The following is a 24,615-nucleotide window of genomic DNA, read 5'->3' as shown; positions in this document are numbered from 1 at the left end:
CAGGGGCTGATCTCGATACTGGACGCGGTAAGATGGCTCAAACGTTCTACATGAACCGCCGTATACGGAACCGTACGTACGGTGGTGTGAGAGGACGGGGGAGGTAACTCCCCCTCCTACTCGATTTTTTGATTACGTTGTTTGGTGGCTACGCCCTGATTTGAACAGGGGACCCCATCATTATGAGTGATGTGCTCTAACCAGCTGAGCTACGTAGCCTTTCAACGGGGGCGAATGATACTGGTAACCCCGTCTTTCGTCAATCTTTTATTATCGTAGGTCGGCTGGCTGCCGCTTACACATTAAAGCGGAAGTGCACTACATCGCCATCTTTGACAATGTACTCTTTGCCTTCCAGGCGCCACTTGCCAGCGTCTTTGGCTGCCTGCTCGCCGCCTAGCGACACGAAGTCCTCGTAGGCCACCACTTCAGCGCGGATAAAGCCTTTTTGAAAGTCGGTGTGGATAACGCCTGCGGCTTCTGGGGCCGTGGCGCCCTCTTTCACCGTCCAGGCACGCACTTCTTTGACACCCGCAGTGAAGTAAGTTTGCAGTCCAAGTAGCGAGTAGCCTGCGCGAATAACGCGATCAAGGCCAGGCTCATCCATGCCCATCTCGCTTAAGAACATCGAGCGCTCTTCATCATCCAGCTCAGCAATCTCAGCTTCCAACTGATTGCATACGGGAACCACCAGCGCGCCTTCCTCGGCGGCGATTTCGTGAACAATATCCAGGTAGGGATTGTTCTCGAAGCCATCTTCATTGACGTTGGCGATGTACATGGTTGGCTTGAGGGTCAAAAAGCCGAAGCTCTTCACCTGGCGCTGCTCTTCTTCGCTTAAGCCAAAGCTGCGCAGGGGCAGGCCTTCTGCCACGTGGGGCTGGATGCGGTCAAGAATCGCCTTGGTGGCAATAGCATCTTTGTCGCCACCTTTCACCGAGCGAACCAGGCGCTGACTAGCTTTTTCGACAGTATCCAGGTCGGCCAGCGCTAACTCTAAATTGATCGTTTCGATATCGGCACGGGGGTCTACCTGGTTGGCCACGTGGATGACATTATCGTTATCGAAGCAGCGAACCACATGGGCAATCGCTTGAGTTTCACGAATATTGGCCAAGAACTTATTGCCCAAGCCCTCTCCTTTGGAGGCCCCTGCGACCAAGCCCGCAATGTCGACGAACTCCATCGTCGTCGGCAGTACTTTTTGCGGCTTGACGATCTCTGCGAGCTTATCAAGGCGCGGATCCGGCATCGGTACGATACCCACGTTCGGCTCAATGGTGCAGAAGGGGAAGTTCTCTGCATCGATGCCTGACTTGGTCAGGGCATTGAATAGTGTGGACTTGCCGACGTTAGGCAGGCCGACGATGCCGCAATTGAAACCCATAAAATGTTCCTGAAAATAAGGTGGTAGGGCGTGAAATAACCGCCATTCTACGAGATGTGCTAGCCGTCAGCTACCGACGACACTAGCCCGTTATCGACGGACGCTATTCTGGCTTAAGGCTGTGTAACTGGTTCATCGCTTTGGCCCAGTCGCCCGCTAGCGCTAAGGGTAGCGTAGTGACGCACTCATTGAGGGCGCGAACGATGGCTTCGTGTTCGCTCTTGCCGGGCCGCCCCAGTACATAATTAGTCACCTGACGTGCTTCGCCGGGGTGGCCAATGCCAATGCGCAGGCGGTGAAACTGTTTTTGATCACCGAGTGCGCTAATTATATCGCGCAGGCCGTTATGGCCACCGTGCCCACCGCCGGTTTTGTAGCGCGCTTGGCCGGGAGGAAGGTCGAGTTCGTCGTGAGCAACCAGCAGATTTTCAGGTGAAAGTTTGAAAAATTGGCTCAAGGCTGCTACCGCGGCACCGCTACGGTTCATAAAGGTGGCGGGGTTGAGCAGGTGCAGCTCATGGTCGCCTAGGCGCACCTTGGTGTAGTGACCGAAAAATTTCTTTTCCGGTCGCAGCTCGGTATTGGCGCTTTGCGCAATAGCCTCTACCAGCCAGAAGCCGGCGTTATGGCGCGTGGCAGCATACTCTGCCCCGGGGTTACCTAATCCAATAATGGCTGTTACCTGGCTCATCTTCCCACCTCATAAAAATATCCAGAAGAGCAAAATTATCCAGAAGACATGGTTGAAGCCGCGCCAGCGATGGCCCCAAAAAAAATCAAGCGCCGAGGCGCTTGATTCTAACATCATGTCAGTACCACCAGGGCTATGCAGACATAGCCCCGGCAGGAGTGCTTGATGGAGGCTTACTCGGCGCTGGTGTCTTCTTCGCCTTCGCTTTCTCCATCTTCATCTTCTTTAACACGCACTTTTACTTTGGTGATGCTAAGTATCGCATTGTCGTGCTCTTCACCGTGGGACAGGTCAACCGAGGTGACGCCAGCCGGTAGGGTAAGGTCAGACAAGTGCAGCGTAGTGCCGAGTTCTAATGCGCTGATATCGACTTCCAGATAGTCAGGCAGGTCTTTCGGCAAGCAACTGATCGCAACTTCGTTGGCCAGTACGTGCAGTTCACCACCTTGGTCTTTGATGCCGACACACTTCTCTTCGCCGGTCACGTGCAGCGGCACGTTCATGGTGATTTCGTGCGTCGCATCAACGCGCAGGAAGTCGGCGTGGGTCAGCAACGGCTTGAAGGGGTGACGCTGCAGATCACGAACAACTACTTGCTCTTCTTTGCCTTCGATGACTAGTTTGATGACCGAGGAGAAGAAGGACTCGTCTTCAATCGCTTTGTAGAAAGCGGTTTTTTCGACTGAGATAGACTGCGCGCCTTTCTCGCCACCGTATACAACGGCAGGCACTTGCTGGTTCGCACGACGCAGGCGGCGGCTCGCACCTTTCCCCAGGTCGTTACGAACGCTGGCTTTCAGGATAAAATCAGACATGGAATTGCCTCTTAGTTTAAGTAAGGAAGACGCCGCCGACCGCGACCAGACGACGACGTTTCCGTGGCCCCAAAAGGGGGCTGCATCGTCAGCAGATTAGTGGAACATCGCGCTGACAGATTCTTCGTTACTGACCCGGCGAATCGCTTCTGCAATCAGGCCAGCAACGCTCAACTGGCGAATTTTGCCGCTACGACGGGCAACGTCAGATAGCGGGATGGTGTCGGTCACCACCACTTCATCCAGTACGGAGTTGGTAATATTGTCGACCGCCGGGCCGGATAAAATCGGGTGAGTTGCATAGGCCACTACGCGCTTGGCGCCGTGCTCTTTTAGCGCTTCACCGGCTTTGCACAAGGTGCCAGCGGTATCGATCATGTCGTCGACCACGACACAGGTGCGGCCTTCAATCTCACCAATAATGTGCATCACCTGGGCTTGGTTGGCCTGGGGGCGGCGCTTATCGATAATGGCGAGGTCGGCGTTCAGCTGTTTGGCAATAGCGCGGGCACGCACAACGCCGCCTACATCAGGAGAAACCACGACAAGGTCGCTATAATTCTGACGTTCGATATCATCCAGCAGAATGGGTGAGCCGTAGACGTTGTCGACCGGTACATCAAAGAAGCCTTGGATCTGATCGGCGTGCAGATCCATGGTCATCACGCGGTCTACGCCTGCCTTAACCATCATATCCGCCACTACTTTGGCAGAAATGGGTACCCGAGCGGAGCGCACGCGGCGATCCTGGCGGGCATAGCCAAAGTAGGGCAGTACTGCCGTAATGCGAGTTGCCGAGGCACGACGCAGGGCGTCCACCATCAGAATCAACTCCATCAAATTGTCATTCGTCGGTGCACAGGTGGATTGCAGGATGAAAACATCCTTACCGCGCACGTTCTCATTGATCTCGACTGCGATTTCGCCGTCGCTGAATTGACCCACCGTAGCATTACCCATACGGCTGTCTAAGCTTTCGGCAATTTTTTGAGCGAGTGCGGGATTGGCATTCCCGGCGAAAACCATCAATTTTGACACGCGCAGCCACCTTTGCAGTGTTGGGGATCAGGGGAGAAAACGCAGATCATACTTAGGCCATATGTGAAAATTGAATTGGCTGGGGTACCAGGATTCGAACCTGGGAATGCCGATACCAAAAACCGGTGCCTTACCACTTGGCGATACCCCAACAATGGCCTTTCGATAGCCGGGCGTTTTCAACTGCCCAGAGCGGTTCTATAAACTGCTCATAGAGGTTCTATCAATAAGAGCCCAGTGCATCATGTAGAGGAGAGGTGTTGAGTCCGCGTGCAACCCATGTCGGCCAGTGTTGTTCCGCTAATTGCGCGGTTGCCTGTGCTGTTTGCTGTGTTTCAAAGGTAGCAAACAAACAAGCGCCCGTGCCGGTCAACCGACTAGGTGCGTGCTGTGCGAGCCAGTTAAGGGCTTCCGCAATTGGCGGATAGCGTTCCTTTACGACGGCTTCACAGTCGTTGCGCCACTCCGGCGCTCCCCCCTGCAGTGCGCGCGCCATAGTAATGGGGCGACTGTCACGTGTCAATTGCGGGTCTTGGAAGACGCTAGGGGTTGAGACACTTATCCCAGGGTGAATAACCACAAACCATGGGGTATCGAGCATTACCTTAGTGAGCTGTTCGCCGACCCCTTCGGCCCAGGCGCTATGGCCGTGGACAAAGACCGGGACATCAGCTCCAAGCTGAAGCCCCAGGCGGGCTAATTCGTCGAGCGGTAGGTTGAGCTGCCAAAGGCAGTTAAGCCCCACTAGTGTGGTGGCTGCGTTGGAGCTACCGCCCCCGAGACCGCCTCCCATAGGCAGTTGCTTTTCAATCTTAAGTGTAGCCCCCAATGGTGTGCCGCTATGGGTTTGCAATAACCGTGCAGCGCGCACGACCAAATTGTCGTCGTGGCTAACGCCGCTAACCTCACCAGTCAATTGAATCTCCCCGTCACTGCGGGGAGTTAGCGTAAGGTAATCGCATAGGTCAATAAACTGGAAAAGCGTTTGCAGCGAGTGGTAACCGTCATCACGACGCCCCACGATATGCAGCATGCGGTTTAACTTGGCCGGAGCCGGGAGAGTTAACGGCGCGTTCATATAAAAGGCTACCTTTACTCGCTAGCTTGCCACTGATTAACGACCAGCGTAATGCGCACATCATCGTAATGCATGACCATGCGGCGGGGTAGCCACAAGTCGTTGACCTGCTCCCAGTCGCGGTAGTCAATTTCCCAGCCGTCCTGTTCAAGGTGGCTTGGGAAGCCCAGTTCGTCGGTTTCTAGCTGATAGCTGCTGGTGTTATCAGAATCACCGGGCAGTCCGCGAACCCAGTTGGGCATGGCGGTGACGGGTAGCGACCAGCCTAATTGCTCTTCCATTAAAGCTTCTGGGGTCTCTGCTTCAAAACGACCGTCGCTATTGGAGAGTGAGAAACGCCCTTCGCGGCCCTCAAGCACGTTGCGCCCGCCGCCAAACGGGCCGCTAATCAGCATGCGGAAATAGTAAGGAGTTTGATTCCAATCCAGGTTGGCGCTGACATTCTCTTCTGGTGTGCGTAATCCGGCTTTACCGACCAGTGTCCAGGTATCGAATGCCTCTACCTCAGCCTGCTGGCGTTCCCACTGGCCTGCCTGGCGGCCACTTTCATCCATAGGCGCCTGGGAGGCACACCCGGCGAGTAAGAGTAGTGTGAAACCGGCAAGCCAGAGGCGCGAAGTGTGGCGTGTTAATGGCCAGCGGGGCGAAGGGGACGTCAGTGTCAACATAAACAGGCTCCATGTCAGATGATTATGGCGCAAGGGTAACATGATTGGTGCGCCTGATTCGTTGATTCGCAGGGTTTAGGGTGTCTCTGGCGGCGTTAGTTCGGGGCTTATTTAAGGGCTTAGCTCCGGATAACGCTCAAGCAGCTCGTCAATCAGCGGATGTCGATCCGTTCGCTGTATGATTTGCTGAACCAGTCGGCGTGCCTCTTCCTCGCGTCCCAACGCTTTTAGCACTTCGGCTAAATGTGCGGCGACTTCCTGGTCAGGTAGCTGCGTGTAGGCACTTTCAAGCCAGGGCAGCGCTTCTTCAGGCTGTCCAAGGCGGAAGTAGACCCAGCCCATGCTGTCGAGTACGGCAGGGTTGTTCGGGTCGGCTTCGTAGGCGCGTTCAATCAGTTCAAATGCCTCTTGTAACCGCCCAGGCAAGTTAAGGTCGGCCAATGTGTAGCCCAGCGCATTGAGCGCTTCGGCATTGTTGGGGTCGGTGCGCAGTATCTGACGTAAATCCTGCTCCATACCCGCAATATTGCCTGCTTCCCAGCGCCGCATGGCACGCATATAAAGCAGCGATGCATCATCAGGCGTACGGCTGATTTCGCGGTCTAATAGCGCATCGGCGTCCGCAGGCTGATTTATTTCGTCCAGCAACTGGACTTCGAGCATCACCAGCTCAGAAAAATAGCTATCGAAACGCATCCGCTCAATGCGCAGGAAGGCACGAGCATCAAGCAAGCGATCGTCTTCAATCAGCATCTGCGCTGCCGCCGCGCGAGCAGGCAAGAATTCATTGCCCTCGCTAACTTGACGATAATAAAGCAGCGCATTATCGGTATCGCCTTGCTCTTGGGTAATAGCGCCAAGTAGGTAGTAGGCTAAATCCGGCACCTCAGGCTGGCCGATAAGCGGCTGTAGCAAGCGTTGTGCGGGTTCGGGGTGGCCTTCCTCAAGGTAGAGTTGGGCTAGCGATAAGCGCAGATTTTCATTGCCACCATGGCTTTCCAGCAGGGCATTGGTCTGCACTTCTGCAGCACTAATATTGTTAAGGCGAATTTCCGCCTGGGCCAGCAACAGGATGAAGCGCACATCGTCAGGCGCGAGATCCAGGCCCTGCTGGGCAGCGCGTTGTGCGGTTGGGTAGTCCTCAACTTCCAGTGCCAAGCGTGCTTTCACTAACCATAATGCAGCGGATTCAGGGTCGAGTATTTCGACTTGATCAAGCCGCCGCTGAGCCGGTGCGGTGTCGCCAAGAGTAGCCTCGATTAAAGCCGTGCCCAGCAGCACATCGCTATGGTGTGGCAATTGGTCAGCGTTAGGACGGGCTAAATGCTCGCGCAGTTGCTGGGCAATTAACCTCAGTGGCGCCTCTTCTTCAGCCACGGCAATCTCGGCAAAGGCGGTGATATCACCGTGGCCGCCTGCTTCAACTATATCAAGGCGCTGTTCGAGGCTATCTAACCAATCGCCACGCTGTAGTGAAAAGGCCGCCAGCAGACGATTAGGCGCTTCTGCCTGGGGGGCAAGCTCTCGCCAGCGCAGAGCAGAAGCCTCTATTAACCCGGCTTCATTGCTAAAGCGAGCCGCAAAGGTGGCACGCTCAGCAAGCGCTGGCTCGCGGTAGCGCTTAGCCGCTTCCAGGTAGCCTTGGCTTGCGTATCGATAGTCACCACGCTGGCCAGCAAGCTCGGCGCCGAGTAGCGTACTTAGCCCACTAGCATCAAGCCCACGGGTGATCGGCGGCGCATTGCGCATCGGGTCGTCGTCCCAGGTGCCGAGAGGGCCATCCTGTGGGCCAGGCGTTGATTGGCAGCCACTCAGCAGTAGAGCCGCAGAAGCAGCCGCGGGTAGTAATATTGAATGCCGTAACATAGCGCTCACTAATGAGAAGCCCGAACTGGTAGAGCCCATTAATACAGGGCCCGATAATGAAAAGCGAGGTCGCATGCGTCTCTCGATTAAGTGGCCGAATGCCCAGCATAGCGGCTTGCCTGCCTGCGGCAAAGTGGTGTGGGCCAGATGATAGCCTGCTGTGATAGAATGTTCCTCCTTGAAAACGTGGTCAGCAAACTTTATGCCTACTTACGACAGGTTATTGTAGGCAGCGCTTGAACCACGCAAAAGACTTGTTTTAGCAAGCCCTAACTGATGGTGCAGCCGCTTATTGAATGGTGGCTGACAAAAGTCCGACACACTAGCGAAGACGCATAACGCATGACGCTTCTTGCCTTGGGAATAAATCATCGTACCGCCAGCGTGGCCGTGCGTGAGCAGGTGGCTTTTACGCCAACGCAGCTTGAAACGGCGTTGGCTGAATTGCGCAACCTGCCACAAGTTAGTGAAGCGGCGGTGCTCTCTACCTGCAACCGCACGGAGCTTTACTGTGTCACGGATGCGGCTGGGGAACAGGCGGTACTCAATTGGCTCGGACGCTTTCATAACTTACGCGTCGATGAGCTGACGCGCTGTGCCTACCACTATTTGGACAACGATGCAGCGCGCCATTTAATGCGCGTAGCGGTTGGCCTGGACTCTATGGTGCTGGGCGAGCCGCAAATACTGGGTCAGTTGAAGGATGCCTATCAGCAGGCGCGTCAATCCAAGGGGTTGGGCGGCGAGCTCGAACGTCTGTTTCAACATACCTTCGCGGTGGCCAAGCAAGTGCGTACCGAAACAGGCATCGGTAAAAACCCCGTTTCAGTGGCCTACGCTGCGGTCAGTATGGCCAGCCGCATTTTTGATGATTTTAGCCGTTCACGCGCGCTCTTAATCGGTGCCGGTGAAACCATCGAATTGGTCGCTCGCCATTTGCACGAAGCGGGCGTTCGTCAGCTCACCGTCGCCAACCGAACTCGTGAACGAGCTGAGCTGGTGGCAGGCCCCTTAGAGGGAACGGCGATTACCCTGCAAGAGATCCCTGACGCCCTTGAGCACGCCGATATTGTGATATCTTCCACCGCCTCGCCTTTACCCATACTTGGCAAAGGTATGGTTGAGCGCGCACTTAAAAAGCGTCGCCATCGCCCGGTATTTATGGTCGATATCGCAGTGCCTCGGGATATTGAGCCCGAAGTGGGCGAATTGGCGGATGTGTTTCTCTACACCGTGGACGATTTGGAGGAGGTAATCCAGGAAAATCGTCGTCACCGTCAGGTGGCTGCTGATCAGGCCGAGTCGTTGATAGAGCACGGGGTGGGGAGCTGGCAGCACGAGCGGCGTATTCGTAATGGCGGCGAACTGATCCGCGACTACCGCCAGCATGGCGAAGCGCTGCGCGACCTTTCCCGTGACCAAGCCCTGGAACGGCTGGCGCGGGGTGAAGACCCTGCTAAGGTCATTGAACGCTTGGCCCACCAACTGACCAACCGTTTGCTCCATCAGCCCACTCAAGCCATACGCGATGCGGCCTCCGAGGAGCACCACGACTTGTTGAATGCTGCCCCGCGCCTGCTGTTACCCACCAAACCAGCCTTTGACACCACGCCTGCGCCCACGGCTAACCGCCAGAAGGATGATACGCCCGCATGAAAGAGACTTTGCGCCAACGCTTAGACAGCTTTACCGAACGCTTTGAAGAGCTGGCGATGCTGCTATCGGATCCTGAAGTGATCAATAATCAGCAACGCTTTCGTGACTACTCACGTGAATATGCCGAGCTAGAAGAACTGGTGGCGGCTTGGCAGCGTTATCGTGATATTGAAACCAATATGGACGAAGCCGAGCAGCTCAGCCGTGATAGCGACGCTGATATGCGCGAGTTGGCGGAGATGGAGCTAAGCGAAGGGCGCGAACGGTTAGCCGAGCTGGATCTCGAACTGAAACGCCTGCTGGTGCCGAAAGACCCTGACGATGGCCGCGGGGTGTTTCTGGAAGTACGTGCGGGCACAGGCGGCGACGAGGCGGCAATTTTTGCCGGTGACCTGTTCCGCATGTACTCACGCTATGCCGAAAAGCGCGGTTGGCGGGTCGAGGTGGTGAGCGCCAGCCATGGCGAGCAGGGTGGCTACAAAGAGATTATTTCCCGTGTTAAAGGCGATGGCGTTTACGCCCAGCTCAAATTTGAATCCGGTGCTCACCGTGTGCAGCGTGTCCCCGCGACCGAATCCCAGGGCCGCATTCACACCTCAGCCTGCACCGTGGCGGTAATGCCTGAAGTGGATGACGTGGGCGATATCGATATCAATCCTTCGGATCTGCGTGTTGATACCTACCGCTCCAGTGGCGCTGGCGGTCAGCACGTTAACACCACCGATTCTGCCATCCGCATTACCCACCTGCCCACCGGTGTGGTGGTGGAGTGTCAGGAAGAGCGCAGCCAGCATAAAAACCGTGCCAAAGCGATGTCGCTGTTGGCCGCGAAGTTGAAGCGTAACGCCGTCGATAGCCAGCGCCAGAACCAAGCGGACGCACGCCGTTCGCTAGTGGGCTCCGGGGATCGCAGTGAGCGCATCCGCACCTATAATTTCCCCCAGGGGCGGATTACCGACCACCGCATCAATTTGACACTTTATAAGCTCAATGAGGTGGTCAGCGGTGAGCAGTTGGATGACGTCATTAGCCCGTTGATTCATGAGTATCAAGCGGAGCAACTTTCAGCCCTTCAGGACGTTTAATGACCTTTGATGCGCTGCTCAAACAAGCTGCCCAGCGCTTGCAGAAGGCGGGTTCCAGCTCGCCACGTATCGACGCTGAAGTGCTGTTATGTCACGTACTCGGACGCGACCGCACCTGGCTCTACACCTGGGGGGATACAGCGTGCCCTTTGTGGGAGCAGGCCCGTTTTGATGCGCTAGTGGCTGTCCGTGCTCAAGGTACGCCGGTTGCCTACCTCACCGGCGAACGCGAATTTTGGGGGCTGCCCCTAGCGACTTCGCCCGACACCTTGATCCCCCGGCCCGATACCGAAACCCTCGTAGAGCTTGCGTTAGGCCGTGTGATCCAGCCCACAGGCCGGATGCTCGATCTGGGCACGGGCACTGGCGCCATTGCTCTGGCGTTTGCCAGTGAGCGGCCCGGCTGGAGCGTCGTTGGTGTGGATCTGCGCTTTGAGGCGGTGGCATTGGCAACCCGTAATGCGCAGGCGCTGGCGATCATCAATGCCCAGTTTTTGCAAAGCGATTGGTTCAGCGCTTTGGAAACGTTTGATGAGGCAGATAAACGTTTCGATATTATCGTTAGTAACCCGCCTTATATTGCCGCCGATGACTCCCATTTAAGCGAAGGCGATGTGCGTTTTGAACCTCGCTCAGCGCTGGTTGCTGATGCCGAAGGCATGGCCGATCTGCTGCATCTGGTGCACTCTGCGCCTCACTATTTAACCGCGTCAGGCTGGCTGTTGCTTGAGCATGGCTACCGCCAAGCTGATAAGGTTCGCACGGCGCTTAAAAGCGCTGGCTATCAAAGCGTTGAAAGTATTCGTGACCTGGGAGGGCATGAACGGGTTACTCTGGGGCACCTTTAAATAACTGCCTGATTCATCAGTATTGGATCCTGCCATGAAACCAAAAAATAGAACGCTGGACCGCATCGACCTCAAAATCCTGCGCTGTTTGCAGGAAAATGCGCGTATCTCTTACGTCGATTTAGCCGCTGAAGTGGGCTTATCCACAACCCCTTGCCTTGAGCGCGTTAAGCGTTTGGAAAAAGCGGGTATTATTCGTGGTTACCAAGCTATTCTTGATCCGCGGGCTTTAAAAGCCAATTTATTAGTTTTTGTCGAAATCAGCTTGGAAACGCAATCGCCAGCGGTATTTGATGAGTTTCGTCGTGCTGTCGAGAAGCTGCCGCAAATACAGGAGTGCCACCTTGTCTCGGGGCAGTTCGACTACATCCTGAAGTGCCGCATTCCCGAAATGGCCGCCTACCGCCAGCTATTGGGCGATGTGGTGTTAACGCTACCGGGCGTAAAAGAGTCAAAAAGCTACGTGGTGATGGAAGAGGTGAAAGAGAGCTTCAATTTACACATCCCCGCCTTCGAGGAATTTGAGGATAAGTAAGCCGATGATGGATGACCAGGCGCTACTGCGCTATAGCCGCCAGATCATGCTGCCCGAAGTGGATATCGAGGGCCAGGAGCGTCTGCTATCTGCCCATGCTGTGATTATTGGGGCAGGCGGTTTGGGCTCTCCTGCAGCGCTCTATTTAGCTGCCGCTGGGGTCGGGCGCATCACCATCGCTGATGCCGATCAGGTCGAGCTTTCCAATCTTCAACGTCAAATTGCCCACCAGCACGCCAGTATTGGTTTAAATAAAGCGCACTCTGCCCAGACCAGCATGCAGGCACTCAATCCGCACTGCCAAGTGGTTGCGTTGGATCAGCATGTGGCAGGCGAGCCGCTTGAGCGGTTAGTTGCATCGGCGGATGTGGTGCTGGATTGTACCGATCGTTTCTCAAGCCGCTATGCGGTTAATGCCGCCTCACAAAAAGCGGGTGTGCCGCTGGTATCTGGAGCAGCCATTCGCTTTTCAGGCCAACTGGCCGTGTTTGACCCCCGCGACGAGGCTTGCCCCTGCTACGCTTGCCTCTATCCACCCGATGACAGCGGGGATGAAGCGCTTAGCTGCGCAGAAAGTGGGGTAATGGCGCCACTGGTGGGCTTAATCGGCTGCTTTCAAGCAGTAGAAGCCTTTAAACTGCTGAGTGGCGCAGGTTCTGCCCATCAGGGGCTGTCTACGTTTGATGGCTTAAGCGGGCAGTGGCGGCGCTTTCAAGTACCCCGGGATCCCGCTTGCCCAGTGTGTGCTCAGCGGCTAGCGCCTTAATCGTTAGCTTTTGCTTCTGTTTCTTCGTGCTCCGGGGCGTTTGCGCTAGCGGTTGCATGTTTATCAACGGTGGCTTTATGCGAGTTAGCCATTGCGCCGCTGTTTATTGCCGAAGTGTTAGTTGCGTGGCCGGTGGCATCGCTAAAAGCTCTTTTCAGCATTTCGTTGTCGGGATCCATATCGATACTGCCATGGAAAACGCTGCCATCTTCCAACACCAGACAAGGGGCAACAATGGTGCCTGAGACCTGGGCACCTTTGTGTATCGTCGCGCGGTGAAGTACTACTAAGTTGCCAATGACTTCACCGGATACATGTAGGGTGTGGGCGAATACATCGCCATTGATATAGCCGTTGGCACCTAGGGTAACGGTATGCTGTTTACAGGTGATAATGCCGCTGACGCGCCCCTCTACCGTCAAGTCTTCATCGCTATTAATATCCCCCTCCACTTGTGTATGCCCCCCAATCACGGAGAGGCTTGGGCGCGAACTGCTGGTGGCTGTGCTTGGCGCTGCTGAAGAGCGTGTATCAGGTGGTGCTAGCGTCGCGGCCTTATTTTCAGGTGGGGCACTCTTGGCTTTGTTAAACATAGGGTAACTCCTAGTCAAGGACGCCGGAGCGCCTTTGGGGTGCATGGTAATAAGCATTAAATACCTTAATCGGCTTGTGGGCGTCTTAAAGCCTGGAGTTAAGCCAAGTGAATGGGCTTATTCACGCCGCCGCAATATAACAGATCGAGTATAACGTTAGCTGGGGCAACTACATCTAGAGCGGCAGGAAGGGTATGGGCATTCAAGTATGGTTTATTGTACTGGGCGTTGGAGTAATGACGCTGATCGTATGGGATGGCAAGCGCCGTAAGCTAAAACAGCGCTCCTTAAGTGCGGCAAGTGCGGCTGGTCTAGCACAAAAAAAACATGCAGTGGAGGCTGCGCCCATCTCCAATCAACCCGTTGAAGCGATGCCCCCATCCCAAGCAAATGCCTCTACTGTGACGCCTCCCAGCATAGAGGGTGGCAGCCGCATTGGGTCAGCCACCCGTATTCTAGGTAAAGTGATTGCCGATGAGCCTGTACTCATTAAAGGCCGTTTAGAGGGTACGCTCATCGCGCCCAATCACCCTGTCTCTGTGGCTGCCTCTGGCCATGTAGCATCCTATATTGAGGGGAGTTGTGTCGATATTGATGGCCACATGGTGGGCACGCTTAAAGCCAATACCAAGGCCACGCTGCTATCGCGGGCGCACTTACAGGGGGTAGTCGACGCTCCTCGCTTGGAGTGTATGGCGGGGGCTTGGCTTCAGGTAGACGTGGCGCAGTCTGCCAGCCGCCAAAGGGTTGCCATGGTGTCTTAAAGACCGTGTGCGGTCACTTATCACACCCAATATTAGATAAAGGTCATTTTAAGACGGCATCTAAATTCATCCTATGGCGTTTTAGATTTTTTTATATTGGCCGATATCATATTGAATAAACTATAAATATTAAGGAATGAACAGGATGAAGCACCTCTCTATTAAATGGAGCCTGACTGCTGCGTTAGCCTTGCTGGTACTGATGATTGGGTTGATCAGTGGGCTTGGGTTTTATGCTAATCATAGTAGCGCCGAGGCGCTTGAAGAGCTGACAGCCACCAATGCCAGGCTTACGAATCTTGCCAATCGGACACAGGTGAACGCTCTTAGAGCGCAAACTTTTTTAGATCGCTACGCGAGCTTTAGTACCCAAGGTAATCCAGAAAAAGGGCAAGAGAGTCTTGCCATGGCAGCAGAGGCGGTTGCCACAGCAGAGGCTCGTATTAATGAGTTTCGTCGCATACCTGTTGATGCTGGCAGTACGCTTGCTCTCCAGCGAGAGGCTATTATTAACGCCTATGATGACTTTGTGACGGAGGGAATTACACCGTTACTTGAGGCTGCGCCGTTTCAAATCCAACGCAAGCAAGAGGCGTTGGGTGCATTAAGCGTTGAGTTTGACGCGGCAATGAGTGACTTTGTGGCTTACACCGAGGAGCGTGGTGCTAGTGTCCTGCAGGAGGTAAACCAACTGGCCACGTTAATTGGTGTGACTGCGATTTCCCTTTTAGCCATGTCACTGCTAGCCGTGGTGGTAATCAGATGGGGCATGATGCGGGGTGTTGTCAGGCCGCTTCGGCGTGCCAGTGAACATTTTTCTCAAATTGCGGATGGCGATTTGACTGGCAGGATTGAAGACTATGGCAGTAACGAAATTGGTCAGTTGTTCAGCGGGCTCTCGGCTATGCAGGAGAAGTTAAAACAACTGGTGATGGCGTTGAGAGGCAGTAGTGAGCGGGTTTTCAGCGGGGCTGGTGATATCTCTGCGGGAAGTCAGGATCTCTCTTCACGAACCGAGCAGCAGGCCTCGGCGCTTCAGCAAACCGCCTCCAGCATGGAGGAGATGTCGACGACGGTAAGTAAAAATGCTGAAACAGCCCAAGAGGCGGATCAGCTTTCGGTCGCGGCGTCACAATCGGCGGAGTCAGGGGGCGAAGAGGTGGAGCGCACGGTGCAGCTCATGCGTGAGATTGCGGCCAGTGCGAACCAAGTAAACAATATTATCGGCGTTATCGATTCCATTGCCTTCCAAACCAATATCCTGGCACTCAATGCCTCGGTTGAAGCCGCTCGTGCCGGTGAGCAGGGCCGTGGCTTTGCCGTCGTGGCCAGCGAGGTGCGTACATTAGCGACGCGAAGCGCTGACTCTGCTAAAGAAATTCGTAACCTGATTGAGCAGACCACCTCGAAAATTAACGGTGGCGCTGAACAAGCGGAGCGCAGTGGGCAGACGATTCACCAAACGGTGGAGGCGATTCGTCAGGTCACAACCCTGATGGGGGAAATTTCAACCGCGACGAAGGAGCAAAATAGTGGCATTGAGCAGATTAATGCTGCCCTTACCGAAATGGACTCGGTGACGCAGCAAAATGCTGCGCTTGTGCAACAAACCAGCACCGCTGCTAGTTCCTTAGAGGAGCAGGCCCGCGAGCTGGCTGATTTGATGGCAACCTTCCGCATTGATGAGAGTGCTGTGAGCACTGTTGCACTGACACACAAGGGAAGCACGCAAGAAAATGATTCACGCATTGAGTCGACGCCGCGCCAACAGGCGAAGCAAAGTAAAAAAGAGACCGCCGATGACTGGGATGAATTCTAAGCCTTAATTAAAAAACCGCCGACGATAAGCACACTTATCGTCGGCGGTTTTTTTACACCTACAAAACAGCGACAGCTTATGCGCGAGCGGAAACGCGCAGGCGCACATAGTCAGCCGTCCAGTTGCCTTGCTCATCCCGAAGGCTGTGGCCCAGCAGCGTTAAGGTGTTTTCAAGCACAGCTTCGCGCACATCCTCGTCGAGCCCATGTAAAAACGGGCTGGCAAAGGTTTCAAGCCATCCAATCATGCCGGTAGGCAGTGGAGTAGGACGTGGGATCAGCTCAATGCTTTCCACTTTGAAACCGACTGTCTCCAGCAGGTGGCCGTACTCGTGTGTCGTCGGGAAGTACCAGGGGTGGCGGCCTCGGGCACTAATGCCCCGAAACTGCAGGGCGGCAATCAACGCCGTGCAAATAGCGGCAACGTTGCCATGTCCGCCGAACTCGGCCACAAACCGGCCTCCTGGTTTCAATGAACGCTTAACGCCTGCCAATACGGCCTGGGGGTCAAGCATCCAGTGTAGCGACGCATTGCTAAATACGGCATCGAATTCATGGTCGAAAGGCAGTTGATGACCATCAACGACGCGCGCGGTAATTCCGCGTTGGCGTGCGGCGTTCACCATCTCTTCTGAAGCGTCTACACCGAGAACGTCAGCGCCCAGTTGCATAAGGCGCTCTGTCAATGAGCCATCGCCACAGCCAAGATCCAAAATACGTTCGCCGGGCTGAGGCGCTAACAGCTTGACCACTTCGCTGCCTAGCTTAGGTACAAAATTAGCATTCTGGGCGTAGTCGCCGGCATTCCACTCTTGCCCGGGTGCATTTTGAGGGGTATTGGTCATATCGGCTTCCTGGCGTCGTTGTTATTCCATCAAGTGTCAGTTATCAACGTGTAGCCTTAGCAGTATAGCTTGCTGACGCCTAACTTATTAGATAGACAATGAAAATCACAATAAATGACTTGTCATCGTTAGCTATTTGATAACTTAGATATCGGCCTTGGTAAGCAACTTTTGATAGCGTTCTAGCAAAAAAAGCTAGAATTATGGGATTTCTCTGCGGAAAGAGGTTGTGAATGTGCCCATCTATACCGTGCTATAGCGTTAATTCTCCCGTCGGAGTGATCGCCGATACCCACGGGTTGCTACGTGATGAAGCTCTTTGCCTCCTGGAGGGGTGTGAGCTCATTCTGCACTTGGGAGATGTGGGCAGCAAAGAGACGGATAAAATGATCTTGCAGCGATTGGAGACAATGGCGCCAGTGCACTGCGTGAAGGGCAATATCGATAGGGCAGCGTGGGCGACGAATTTGCCGATGCATCAGGATATTATTGTTAATAAACACCATTTGCACCTTGTTCACCGCTTAGAGGATTTCGACCCTAATACTTCCTGTGCGGCTGTTCTGCATGGCCACTCCCACAAGCCCCGCAACGAACATCAGGAAGGAAAGCTGCTCTTCAACCCAGGTGCGGCAGGAAAGCGCCGATTCAAGTTGCCTATTACGATAGGCAAATTATGGATAGATCAACGTGGTGTGCGCGGCGCGATCATGCATTTGCTGTAGTCAGTTTTAAAACAATCAGCCAATCCTGTCATGTTGTACAAATCTGTTACCCTATCGGGTAGTTACTTCAGGTAAGCGTTAGCCAGAAAAGCGAGGTTCCATGAACGACGTTATTGAGTTACTAAAATCCCACCGTTCGATCCGCAAATTTAGCGACCGGCCAATTCCGCGGGAGTTGCTGCTGGAACTTATTCAAGCCGGACAGGGTGCAGCTACATCCAGCCATGTTCAGGCATATACCGTTATCCATGTAAAAAACCAGGCGAACCGTGAGCAGATCGCAGAGCTGGCCGGGGGACAAGGTTATATTGCCACCTGTGCAGACTTTCTGGTTTTCTGCGCCGATATGAAGCGTCCTACTGAAGCTTCGGAGCGCACCGGCGCGAACGTTGTTCGGGGAATGACTGAGCAACTGTTGGTGGCGACAGTAGATACAGCGTTGATGGCACAAAATGTGGCGGTGGCAGCTGAGTCTGAAGGGCTAGGAATTTGCTATATCGGCGGTATCCGCAATAATCCCCAACAAATTAGCGATCTGCTACGCCTACCCAAACACGTTTACCCGGTGTTTGGTATGTGCCTTGGCTATCCAGACCAAGAGCCTGAAGTGAAACCACGCCTACCCGTAGAGGCGGTTCTCAAAGAAGACTACTACACTAAAGACGACAAGCAGGTAGAGGCCTTCGACACCACGATGCAGGCTTATTATCAGGCTCGCAGCAGCAGTAATAAAGATACCGACTGGTCCCGCAATCTTAAACCATTGTTCGATAACAAGTTGCGTCCTCATATGCGTGATTTTTTGATCGAACGCGGTTTTGAAATGAAATAGCTTTGAAGTGAAATAGCTTTGAGATGAAGTAAGGGGCGCAGCACACTTTTTACAGGACTTTTGGAGAAGAGAGCTTTAGTCAGTCGACGGAGGTTCTCTTCTCCTCGCTTTCAGGAGCTTTACCGTATGCGCGTATTTTCAAATCCCGTCGGTTCCGGCTCTCTATGGTTCGACAATCTTGCCACCGCAGACGGTATCCCCGTTGCCTATGACCCCCAGGCCCGTGCTTTTGTGCCAATGCCGCCTTTCTGTATCAATCGCGACATTATTGGCTGCAACTGGATTGCCCCTAAAGAAGGTGCTTTTTGTCGCGCTTGTGCCATGACGGCGTTAGCGCCAGACCCCAGCCTGCCTAATGCGATGCCAAATTGGGCAAAGACGGAAGCAGCCAAACGCTGGGTTCTAGATAACCTGGGCCGTTGGCACTGGTTCCGCCCGGAAGATCCAGGCGCGCCGCCGGTTTTCCATCTGTTGGCGGAAGGGCGGTCGCCTGTTCCCATGGGGCACATAGAAGGGGTAGTGACCATTAGCGTGGCCGAAGTTGACCCTGTGTTAGTCACGACCCGTCGAGAAGCGCTTGAAGAGCCCTATCGCACGATGATCGGGCACATGCGTCACGAAATTTCGCATATGCTATGGTGGCGGCTCAGCTTGCGTGAGGATTTTCTAGATGCTTTTCGCGAGATGTTTGGCGACGAGCGGCAGGATTATCAGGCCGCGCTCCAACGTCACTACCAAGATGGCCCACCGCCCGATTGGAAAGAGCGCTATTTAACCACCTACGCCTCAGCACACCCCCACGAAGATTGGGCTGAAACTGCTGCGCATCTGCTGCATTTAACCGATATTGCCGATAGCTTTGCGGCATCAGATCTCTCTTCGCCTGAGCTGCCAAGCCCCCAGTGGGATCCTTATGCAGAGCCAGATGCCGAGCGTTTAATATACGTGGCAGCAGCGCTAACCGTCGGGGTTAATCATGTAAACCGCTCGATGGGGCTGCCGGATCTGTATCCGTTTGTGCTATCAGAGGCGGCTCGCCGTAAGCTTGCCTTTGTCCACGACTGGCTGCGTCGGGGTGCTCAAGGCCTGTAACCCGGAACGCCGATAGCTCTGCTGATTGCCACGGCACTAGTGAAGAATTGTTGTGATCATCTATACTACAATTCAAGGCTTTATCCGCATGCCTATAACAATAAAGCCGATGGCGCCATGAGCTATCGGTTAACCCGCATGGAGACTGTATATGACCCTTGATCGTGCTTACTACCTGTTAGCTGCTTTCTACAGTTTTATGGTCATCATTGGTGTGATTGCCATACTGGCTGGAGGGGGAACGCTGTTTGCTCCCATTCATTTGTTGTTGGGCGCATTAGCGGTGATTGGGCTATGGGGATATATCCTCAAACGTGGGTTTATGAACCCTCGTATGTGGAGGCCCTTGGCCGGTGTGCTAGCGGTGGGTATTGTGGTTCAGCTGTTCATCATGCTGACATCATCGCTTTCGAGCGTTTTGTTAACCTGGATGATGACCAGTAGCATATTCTCCGTCTTGCTGGTGATTATGCTTTACCGTTATGGCGATCGGGATCAACCTCTTTGGGCATCTGATGAAGAGCGTACTGCTGCTCGACAGCTAGACGTGTTGCTAAGCGAGAACTCCCCCATCACAGCGATCAAACGTGACGGCACCCATGAGAATAGCGTGAAAGTGTCTAAATCGAATGAAGGCTATAAAGCAAGCGTGACGCGGCGCTCGCAAGAGGGTCAAGAGCGCTTTGAAGAGCGTTTCCAATACCCCGAAACGCTAGTGTTTTTCTTGGAAAAATTTACTAGCGTAACGGTTAATGATTTTAGCCGTTCAACGTCGTTGGATCAACGTGGAGGGGCCACCGTAGAAATGTAAAGACAAGGCTCAAGTTATGAGAGAGGTGCTAGCTTCTTTAATCGGCACTTCTCTTAATTGGAGAGTTAGTGTTTGTTGTATATGTAGATATAGTGGTAATAGTGTTAGTTTTAATCCGTTTTCTGCTTGTTGCTTATTGATGTAGTAGGCGCTCCTCCGACCATGGAAGTCGATAGTTTCGCCTACTTTGGTGAAGTGAAAGCCAGTAAGAGCGAGAAGTCGAGGTAAACTAGGCTCCATCATTGCAAAAACCTGATTTTTCCCTAGCTGCCTGCCTAAAACATAGCCGGTAATAAATAGGCTGGTCGCTAGTAAAGGAAAGAGTTTCCTCTCCTCGGTAGAAAAAAAAGGAGTGTTACGCTTGGCAATTGAAGTGGCAGACATAATGTCTTCCTTAGGCTTTGTTCTGAAAAGACGATTTACAGCTAGCCGAGAAATTTCATAGAAGCTCTCTGGATCCAATCTGTCGGGATGAAGTTCGGTGTGTGTCAGGCTTTGGCCACCATAAGACTGTAAAGGGAGCTGGTTAAGCGGATAGGGACTAGAGGGAGTTGGAACAACAACCCGAACGCAGCCTGCTACTAGCCCGGTTCTGCGATGTTCAATCAAACAGTGGATAGAGTTTTGGTCGTAGATATCAAACTCGAGTTTTTTTATGGGATCGCTGGCTTTTTCATATTGAAGTTCTTCGCAATAAATATCATGCCTTAGGCGATAAACCAGTTCTTTCTCATGTTCATCTATACAAATTTTGAACTTGAACTCTTTTATAAATCTCTCAATTAATACCTCTGGTGCATGTCTGTTGTTAACTTTGTGTTTTAAAGGCTTCATGCGCTATCCCTATTTTAATCCAGAGTGAAATTTAAGATCGGTTGCTTATTCTACCAAACGCTGCCGAAATTTTTATTGGCCTTCCTAGATGGAACCCTTGGCCATAAGTTATTCCGTAGGACTTTAGTATTGGTAATAGCGCTTCCTGGTCAACAAATTCAGCAATCGTTTGCTTACCAAAACCCTTAGCAATGTCTGCAATAGCACGAACAATAACACGGCTATCAGGGCTAATTAGCAAGCTGCGAATAAAGGAACCATCAATCTTTATATAATCGACGGGCAGTTGTCCTAGGTAGTGGAAACTGCTGAAGCCAACCCCAAAGTCATCCAACGCGGTGCGGCACCCCAGGTCGCGTACTGCTTGTAGTACGCCGCGTGCGGTAGAGAAATCAGTAACCGCCGCTGTTTCTGTGACTTCTAATATTAGATGGTGAGGGTCAGCACCGCTGGCAGTCAGCTCGTCTGCCAAATACTGCTTTAACCCTCCATCGTGAAGGGATTGCCCGGAAAGATTCACTGCTAGGGTGATACCTTGATCCTGCAATTGGCTAAGTGCTTTTAAACTATGCCGTAATACCCAACGGTCGATTAAGATGATTTGTCCGCTCTGTTCAGCAATAGGAATAAAGTGGGCGGGTGAAATGAGCCCCCCATCTACATCGCGCATTCGCAGTAGCACTTCGTGGTGTTTAACGTCATTGTCTTCCAGGCGCATGATGGGCTGCACCATTAGCTCGAAACTATCCTCTTCAAGTGCATTGCGTATGCGATCAACCCAGTAAACTCGTTCTTGTAGTTCATCTTTGGCATTCTCTGATTTGGAAAGAAGATGCCAGTGGTGGAGACCACTTTCCTTGGCTTTGTACATAGCCACATCAGCACTAGCCATAAGATCCGCAGGTGTATTGCCATGGGTTGGGAATAGGGCAATACCGATACTGGCAGTTACACGGTGCCGACGCTCACCGACAACGAAGCCGATACTATCCAGTAATTGGACTATATATTGCGCCACGCTCACGGCTTGATCGGCGTTGGTATCTTCTAATAGCAGGGAAAACTCGTCGCCACCAAGGCGTGCAATAACGCCACGACGGCCAAGGTTGTGGAGGAGTGTGTCGGCAACTTCGCTTAATAATTTGTCGCCCACATGGTGACCGCTCAGCTCGTTAACTTCTTTGAATTGGTCTAAATCCAGCAGCAGTACTGCCCCGCTTGTTTTCGAGGGGCGTTCAAGAGCTATTTGCAGCGCATGCTGGAAATAGCGTCGGTTGTATAGCTCCGTCAGCGGATCGCGTTCGGCCAGCCAGGTTAAACGTGCTTCGGCAGCCTTACGCTCGGTAATATCTAGACCTACCGATATGCGAGATACTTTCCCCTCACTACCTGTTTGTAACGGTGCATGGTACCAAGCAATAGTATGGAGTCGGTGATCGGGCGTACGTAGCGTTTTTTCCTCTTGCTGGGAATGAGAAAACGTATGCACCGTGGTAGGGACTCCCGCCTCGAAGACATCAACAAAATGCCTTCCGAGTAATGAGGCCTCATTTAACCCCAACATCAACTGCGCATACTCATTGGCTAGGCTGATCCGTCCAGTGCAGTCTTGGGCAATGATAAGTACTTGCGCTGTATCCAGCAGGCCACTGATGAAATCACGCTCTTCAGCTAACTCTTCAATTCGCTCGGCGAGTTGATGGCCGCGCTCCTGAACCTCGCTTTCTAACAACTCAAGTTGCTGCGATAGCTCGAGCGTGCTGCTCTCAAGCACATCAATTTCATCGGGGATACGACGGCGGCGGCTGGGAATGGCGGAGTGTATGTCGTTGAACTTGCCGTCGGCCAGGGCTGGAAGCAATCCTGCGACTCTTCGTAGCCTAGCCATTGGGCCTAGTAATATGACTAATAACAGTAGTTCAGCGGCAATCCAGCCGAGCACACCTACGAACAGTAGCATGCGGGTATCCTGATTAATCGCCTTAATTTGCTCGGTAATGTCTGATATCAGCAGGAAGTACCCGATATTGCTACTTTCGTTATCCTCTTCCATGCGCACTGCGCTGAGCTCTAAATGCCTGCCGCCATACTCAAGACTGAGAGGTGCTTCCATCAAGCGGCGCACAGGGCCTGTATCTGACGCTCGCTGTAAAGGTATCAAGCTTTGTTCTTCGCTGGTGAGTGCCAGCAATTGGCCATTCCACGCTTGCAGCTGTCGTGTTGCAGTTACCTGACTGTCTTCAGCGGGCCCGGTAACGAGTAGCGCGACTTCGCTGCCAGACACTTCTTTGGCTTGCCGAGTGACGTCGGCTAACGAACGGGACAGCACGACCATACCGACACTTTCTCCCTCCTCTAGCACTGGCACGGCAGCAAACTGCTGGCAACTAGTCGAACAGCGAAGCGCTGAAAGTGGTCGTTCGGTATTTATAACACGTCTTACCCAGTTCAATATGGGAAGCTGGGCTTGCGAATTCCCGGTGCCCCAACTGCCCAAGACTTGTCCGCGAATATTAATGATGAGGACTTCATCAATCCCCGCCTCAAGCTGTAGAGCGGGCCACTGGGAGCCCAGAACTTGCTCGACATCGTATGAGCTACCGGCTTGTAAGGGCAGCCCGAGGCCCGCAGAAGCGGCAGTTAAACCGGCTAACTGGCGTAAATTTTCCGATGAGCGGAGTAGCGCTAAGCGGATTTCTCGCTGCTGGCGTTCATGGTGCTGAGCTCGACTTTCCTGAAACTGGCGAGTTAAGTTGTCGTGGCCTAGCCAGGTAAAAAGCGATACCAGCGCTAAAAGCAGCAGGCTACTTAACACAATAACTCGCCAGGTTAGGCTAAGGCGTTGAGGCGCTCGCAAAAGGGTAGGTGTTTTCATTGCGGTAACGTCCTAGCCAGGAGTGAGGTGAGACTTAAAAGCGCAGCGATAGCTGGAATAGCCACATGCTCCATCTTCGGCTGGTTGCTGATGAATCTGGGTTATCCTGGATAGGCAGCCAACCGGTACCATCTACACGGTGATATTCACCTGCCAGCATAACTTGTGGGTGCGGCGTCCACTGCAGTCCAAAGGTTAGGTCATCTGCAAATTGGGTATGTGCAGGTCCCTGACCATTAGCCTCATACGCTTTGCCTGAGGCATCATTACGATTACTGACTAAACTGTCATATCGGATTAGCCACTGCCAATCGTCATAAAAGCGTCTTGTATATTGTAAATACCAACTCTCACCTGTCGTATCAAAATTTAAAGAGGACTGATTGAAGTTTTTTATACCTGAGCGGCGTAGCGCGTATTCAGCCGTTAAACTCCAAAGTTCTTGATTGTATTGGAGTGAAAATATCCAAGGTGTAAAGTAAAAATCTCCGTCGCTTACTCCCGGGTGATGTGACTCTATTCGGGCTTTCACTTTGGCATTGCTCACCGCTGCAACGACGCGTCCCCCGTCATGCTCATAGCGAACCTGTGCAATGGCTGATTGCTGAGGATCGAAAGTGCCCGCAATACGATCCAGCTGAAGCGTTTGACTTAAATCATCACCAGCCTGAGGCTCTCCTAAACCAAGCTGCCCCCTTATTACTCCGCTATCCAATCGCTCTTCAAGATATAGCGTTAGTCCATCCCCTGTAAGAGCTAAAGAGCGCGTCCGGTCAAAATAAATAGACTGAGGTAGTAAGATACTTGGACGGGTAAATGCCACATCGCGAGTTTGGTTATAAAATCCAAAAGGATTTTTAATTCGGCCTAGCCCGGATTTCTCATAGCGCCTCTGCCAGTACCGCACTCAGGCTGTAATACCGTAAAACACCTATTGGCACGCCTTAAATAGCCTACTGTTTACCCCTTTTCCGTCGTTCAGACACACTTCCC

General features: G+C 53.2%; 23 protein-coding genes and 2 tRNA genes. 11 read left to right on the top strand and 14 right to left on the bottom strand.

What is annotated here, in order from left to right; translation table 11 throughout:
• Window positions 1–142 precede the first annotated feature (142 nt).
• The 9 genes from QT231_RS22640 to QT231_RS22600 form a co-directional block, all read right to left on the bottom strand.
• Window positions 143–219, bottom strand: a tRNA-Met gene (locus QT231_RS22640).
• Between the two features lie 76 nt (window positions 220–295).
• A complete protein-coding gene (ychF, locus tag QT231_RS22635) occupies window positions 296–1,387 on the bottom strand; it encodes a redox-regulated ATPase YchF (RefSeq protein ID WP_308339051.1) in 1,092 nt (363 codons plus the stop codon).
• A 103-nt stretch (window positions 1,388–1,490) separates the two neighbouring features.
• Complete coding sequence (gene pth / locus QT231_RS22630; protein ID WP_308339050.1) at window positions 1,491–2,078, bottom strand: aminoacyl-tRNA hydrolase; 588 nt, start codon at window positions 2,076–2,078, stop codon at window positions 1,491–1,493.
• Between the two features lie 173 nt (window positions 2,079–2,251).
• Window positions 2,252–2,893, bottom strand: a complete 642-nt coding sequence (locus tag QT231_RS22625) for a 50S ribosomal protein L25/general stress protein Ctc (protein ID WP_308339049.1) — start codon at window positions 2,891–2,893, stop codon at window positions 2,252–2,254.
• A gap of 96 nt (window positions 2,894–2,989) precedes the next feature.
• The gene (locus QT231_RS22620; RefSeq protein WP_175540359.1) at window positions 2,990–3,931 is read right to left on the bottom strand and encodes a ribose-phosphate pyrophosphokinase; all 942 of its coding nucleotides are present in this window, start codon (window positions 3,929–3,931) and stop codon (window positions 2,990–2,992) included.
• Between the two features lie 76 nt (window positions 3,932–4,007).
• Window positions 4,008–4,082: transfer RNA gene (locus QT231_RS22615), tRNA-Gln, on the bottom strand.
• Between the two features lie 72 nt (window positions 4,083–4,154).
• Window positions 4,155–5,009: a 4-(cytidine 5'-diphospho)-2-C-methyl-D-erythritol kinase gene (gene ispE / locus QT231_RS22610; protein WP_308339048.1), complete on the bottom strand. Its 855-nt coding sequence runs from the start codon at window positions 5,007–5,009 to the stop codon at window positions 4,155–4,157.
• Between the two features lie 14 nt (window positions 5,010–5,023).
• On the bottom strand, window positions 5,024–5,677 hold the full coding sequence (gene lolB, locus QT231_RS22605) for a lipoprotein insertase outer membrane protein LolB (RefSeq protein ID WP_308339047.1): 654 nt from the start codon (window positions 5,675–5,677) through the stop codon (window positions 5,024–5,026).
• 111 nt (window positions 5,678–5,788) lie between these two features.
• On the bottom strand, window positions 5,789–7,543 hold the full coding sequence (locus QT231_RS22600; RefSeq protein WP_308339046.1) for a tetratricopeptide repeat protein: 1,755 nt from the start codon (window positions 7,541–7,543) through the stop codon (window positions 5,789–5,791).
• A gap of 342 nt (window positions 7,544–7,885) precedes the next feature.
• Between QT231_RS22600 and hemA the strand changes: the two genes are divergently transcribed.
• The 5 genes from hemA to QT231_RS22575 are packed head-to-tail and all read left to right on the top strand — an operon-like array spanning window position 7,886 to window position 12,433.
• Window positions 7,886–9,199: a glutamyl-tRNA reductase gene (gene hemA / locus QT231_RS22595; protein ID WP_308339045.1), complete on the top strand. Its 1,314-nt coding sequence runs from the start codon at window positions 7,886–7,888 to the stop codon at window positions 9,197–9,199.
• The gene (gene prfA / locus QT231_RS22590; RefSeq protein WP_308339044.1) at window positions 9,196–10,284 is read left to right on the top strand and encodes a peptide chain release factor 1; all 1,089 of its coding nucleotides are present in this window, start codon (window positions 9,196–9,198) and stop codon (window positions 10,282–10,284) included. Before hemA ends, prfA begins: the two co-directional genes overlap by 4 nt.
• Window positions 10,284–11,132 (top strand): peptide chain release factor N(5)-glutamine methyltransferase, encoded by an 849-nt coding sequence (prmC, locus tag QT231_RS22585; RefSeq protein ID WP_308339043.1) that lies wholly within the window; start codon window positions 10,284–10,286, stop codon window positions 11,130–11,132. Before prfA ends, prmC begins: the two co-directional genes overlap by 1 nt.
• Before the next feature lie 34 nt (window positions 11,133–11,166).
• Window positions 11,167–11,667: an Lrp/AsnC ligand binding domain-containing protein gene (locus tag QT231_RS22580; protein WP_088698996.1), complete on the top strand. Its 501-nt coding sequence runs from the start codon at window positions 11,167–11,169 to the stop codon at window positions 11,665–11,667.
• A 4-nt stretch (window positions 11,668–11,671) separates the two neighbouring features.
• Window positions 11,672–12,433: a molybdopterin-synthase adenylyltransferase MoeB gene (locus QT231_RS22575; RefSeq protein ID WP_308339042.1), complete on the top strand. Its 762-nt coding sequence runs from the start codon at window positions 11,672–11,674 to the stop codon at window positions 12,431–12,433.
• Here QT231_RS22575 and QT231_RS22570 read toward each other — a convergent pair.
• Entirely contained in the window at window positions 12,430–13,026 is a 597-nt protein-coding gene (locus QT231_RS22570; protein ID WP_308339041.1) for a polymer-forming cytoskeletal protein, read from the bottom strand. The two genes, QT231_RS22575 and QT231_RS22570, sit on opposite strands and share 4 nt — an antisense overlap.
• 194 nt (window positions 13,027–13,220) lie before the next feature.
• On the opposite strand from QT231_RS22570, the gene QT231_RS22565 reads away from it, so the two are divergent.
• Window positions 13,221–13,790: a polymer-forming cytoskeletal protein gene (locus tag QT231_RS22565; RefSeq protein WP_308339040.1), complete on the top strand. Its 570-nt coding sequence runs from the start codon at window positions 13,221–13,223 to the stop codon at window positions 13,788–13,790.
• Window positions 13,791–13,935: 145 nt separating this feature from the next.
• Entirely contained in the window at window positions 13,936–15,609 is a 1,674-nt protein-coding gene (locus QT231_RS22560) for a methyl-accepting chemotaxis protein (protein WP_308339039.1), read from the top strand.
• A gap of 76 nt (window positions 15,610–15,685) precedes the next feature.
• Here QT231_RS22560 and QT231_RS22555 read toward each other — a convergent pair whose 3' ends face one another.
• On the bottom strand, window positions 15,686–16,453 hold the full coding sequence (locus QT231_RS22555) for a methyltransferase domain-containing protein (protein WP_308339038.1): 768 nt from the start codon (window positions 16,451–16,453) through the stop codon (window positions 15,686–15,688).
• Between the two features lie 233 nt (window positions 16,454–16,686).
• On the opposite strand from QT231_RS22555, the gene QT231_RS22550 reads away from it, so the two are divergent.
• From QT231_RS22550 to QT231_RS22535, 4 genes are all read left to right on the top strand, one after another.
• Window positions 16,687–17,178: a metallophosphoesterase family protein gene (locus tag QT231_RS22550; RefSeq protein ID WP_308339037.1), complete on the top strand. Its 492-nt coding sequence runs from the start codon at window positions 16,687–16,689 to the stop codon at window positions 17,176–17,178.
• Window positions 17,179–17,278: 100 nt separating this feature from the next.
• The gene (nfsA, locus tag QT231_RS22545; RefSeq protein WP_308339036.1) at window positions 17,279–18,010 is read left to right on the top strand and encodes an oxygen-insensitive NADPH nitroreductase; all 732 of its coding nucleotides are present in this window, start codon (window positions 17,279–17,281) and stop codon (window positions 18,008–18,010) included.
• 126 nt (window positions 18,011–18,136) lie between these two features.
• A complete protein-coding gene (locus QT231_RS22540) occupies window positions 18,137–19,102 on the top strand; it encodes a putative zinc-binding metallopeptidase (protein ID WP_308339035.1) in 966 nt (321 codons plus the stop codon).
• A gap of 151 nt (window positions 19,103–19,253) precedes the next feature.
• The gene (locus QT231_RS22535; RefSeq protein ID WP_308339034.1) at window positions 19,254–19,913 is read left to right on the top strand and encodes a hypothetical protein; all 660 of its coding nucleotides are present in this window, start codon (window positions 19,254–19,256) and stop codon (window positions 19,911–19,913) included.
• A gap of 9 nt (window positions 19,914–19,922) precedes the next feature.
• Here the strand turns inward: QT231_RS22535 and QT231_RS22530 are convergent, their stop codons facing one another.
• The 3 genes from QT231_RS22530 to QT231_RS22520 are packed head-to-tail and all read right to left on the bottom strand — an operon-like array spanning window position 19,923 to window position 24,529.
• Complete coding sequence (locus QT231_RS22530; RefSeq protein ID WP_308339033.1) at window positions 19,923–20,747, bottom strand: PEP-CTERM/exosortase system-associated acyltransferase; 825 nt, start codon at window positions 20,745–20,747, stop codon at window positions 19,923–19,925.
• Window positions 20,748–20,778: 31 nt separating this feature from the next.
• Window positions 20,779–23,622 carry an EAL domain-containing protein gene (locus tag QT231_RS22525; protein ID WP_308339032.1) on the bottom strand — a complete coding sequence of 948 codons (2,844 nt, stop codon included), beginning with the start codon at window positions 23,620–23,622 and terminating at the stop codon, window positions 20,779–20,781.
• 34 nt (window positions 23,623–23,656) lie between these two features.
• Complete coding sequence (locus QT231_RS22520; RefSeq protein ID WP_308339031.1) at window positions 23,657–24,529, bottom strand: hypothetical protein; 873 nt, start codon at window positions 24,527–24,529, stop codon at window positions 23,657–23,659.
• Between the last annotated feature and the right edge of the window lie 86 nt (window positions 24,530–24,615).

Origin of the sequence: Halomonas sp. SpR1, from assembly GCF_031010175.1 — a bacterium.
GTDB lineage: Bacteria > Pseudomonadota > Gammaproteobacteria > Pseudomonadales > Halomonadaceae > Vreelandella.
This window is presented reverse-complemented; position numbering and strand designations above follow the sequence as displayed.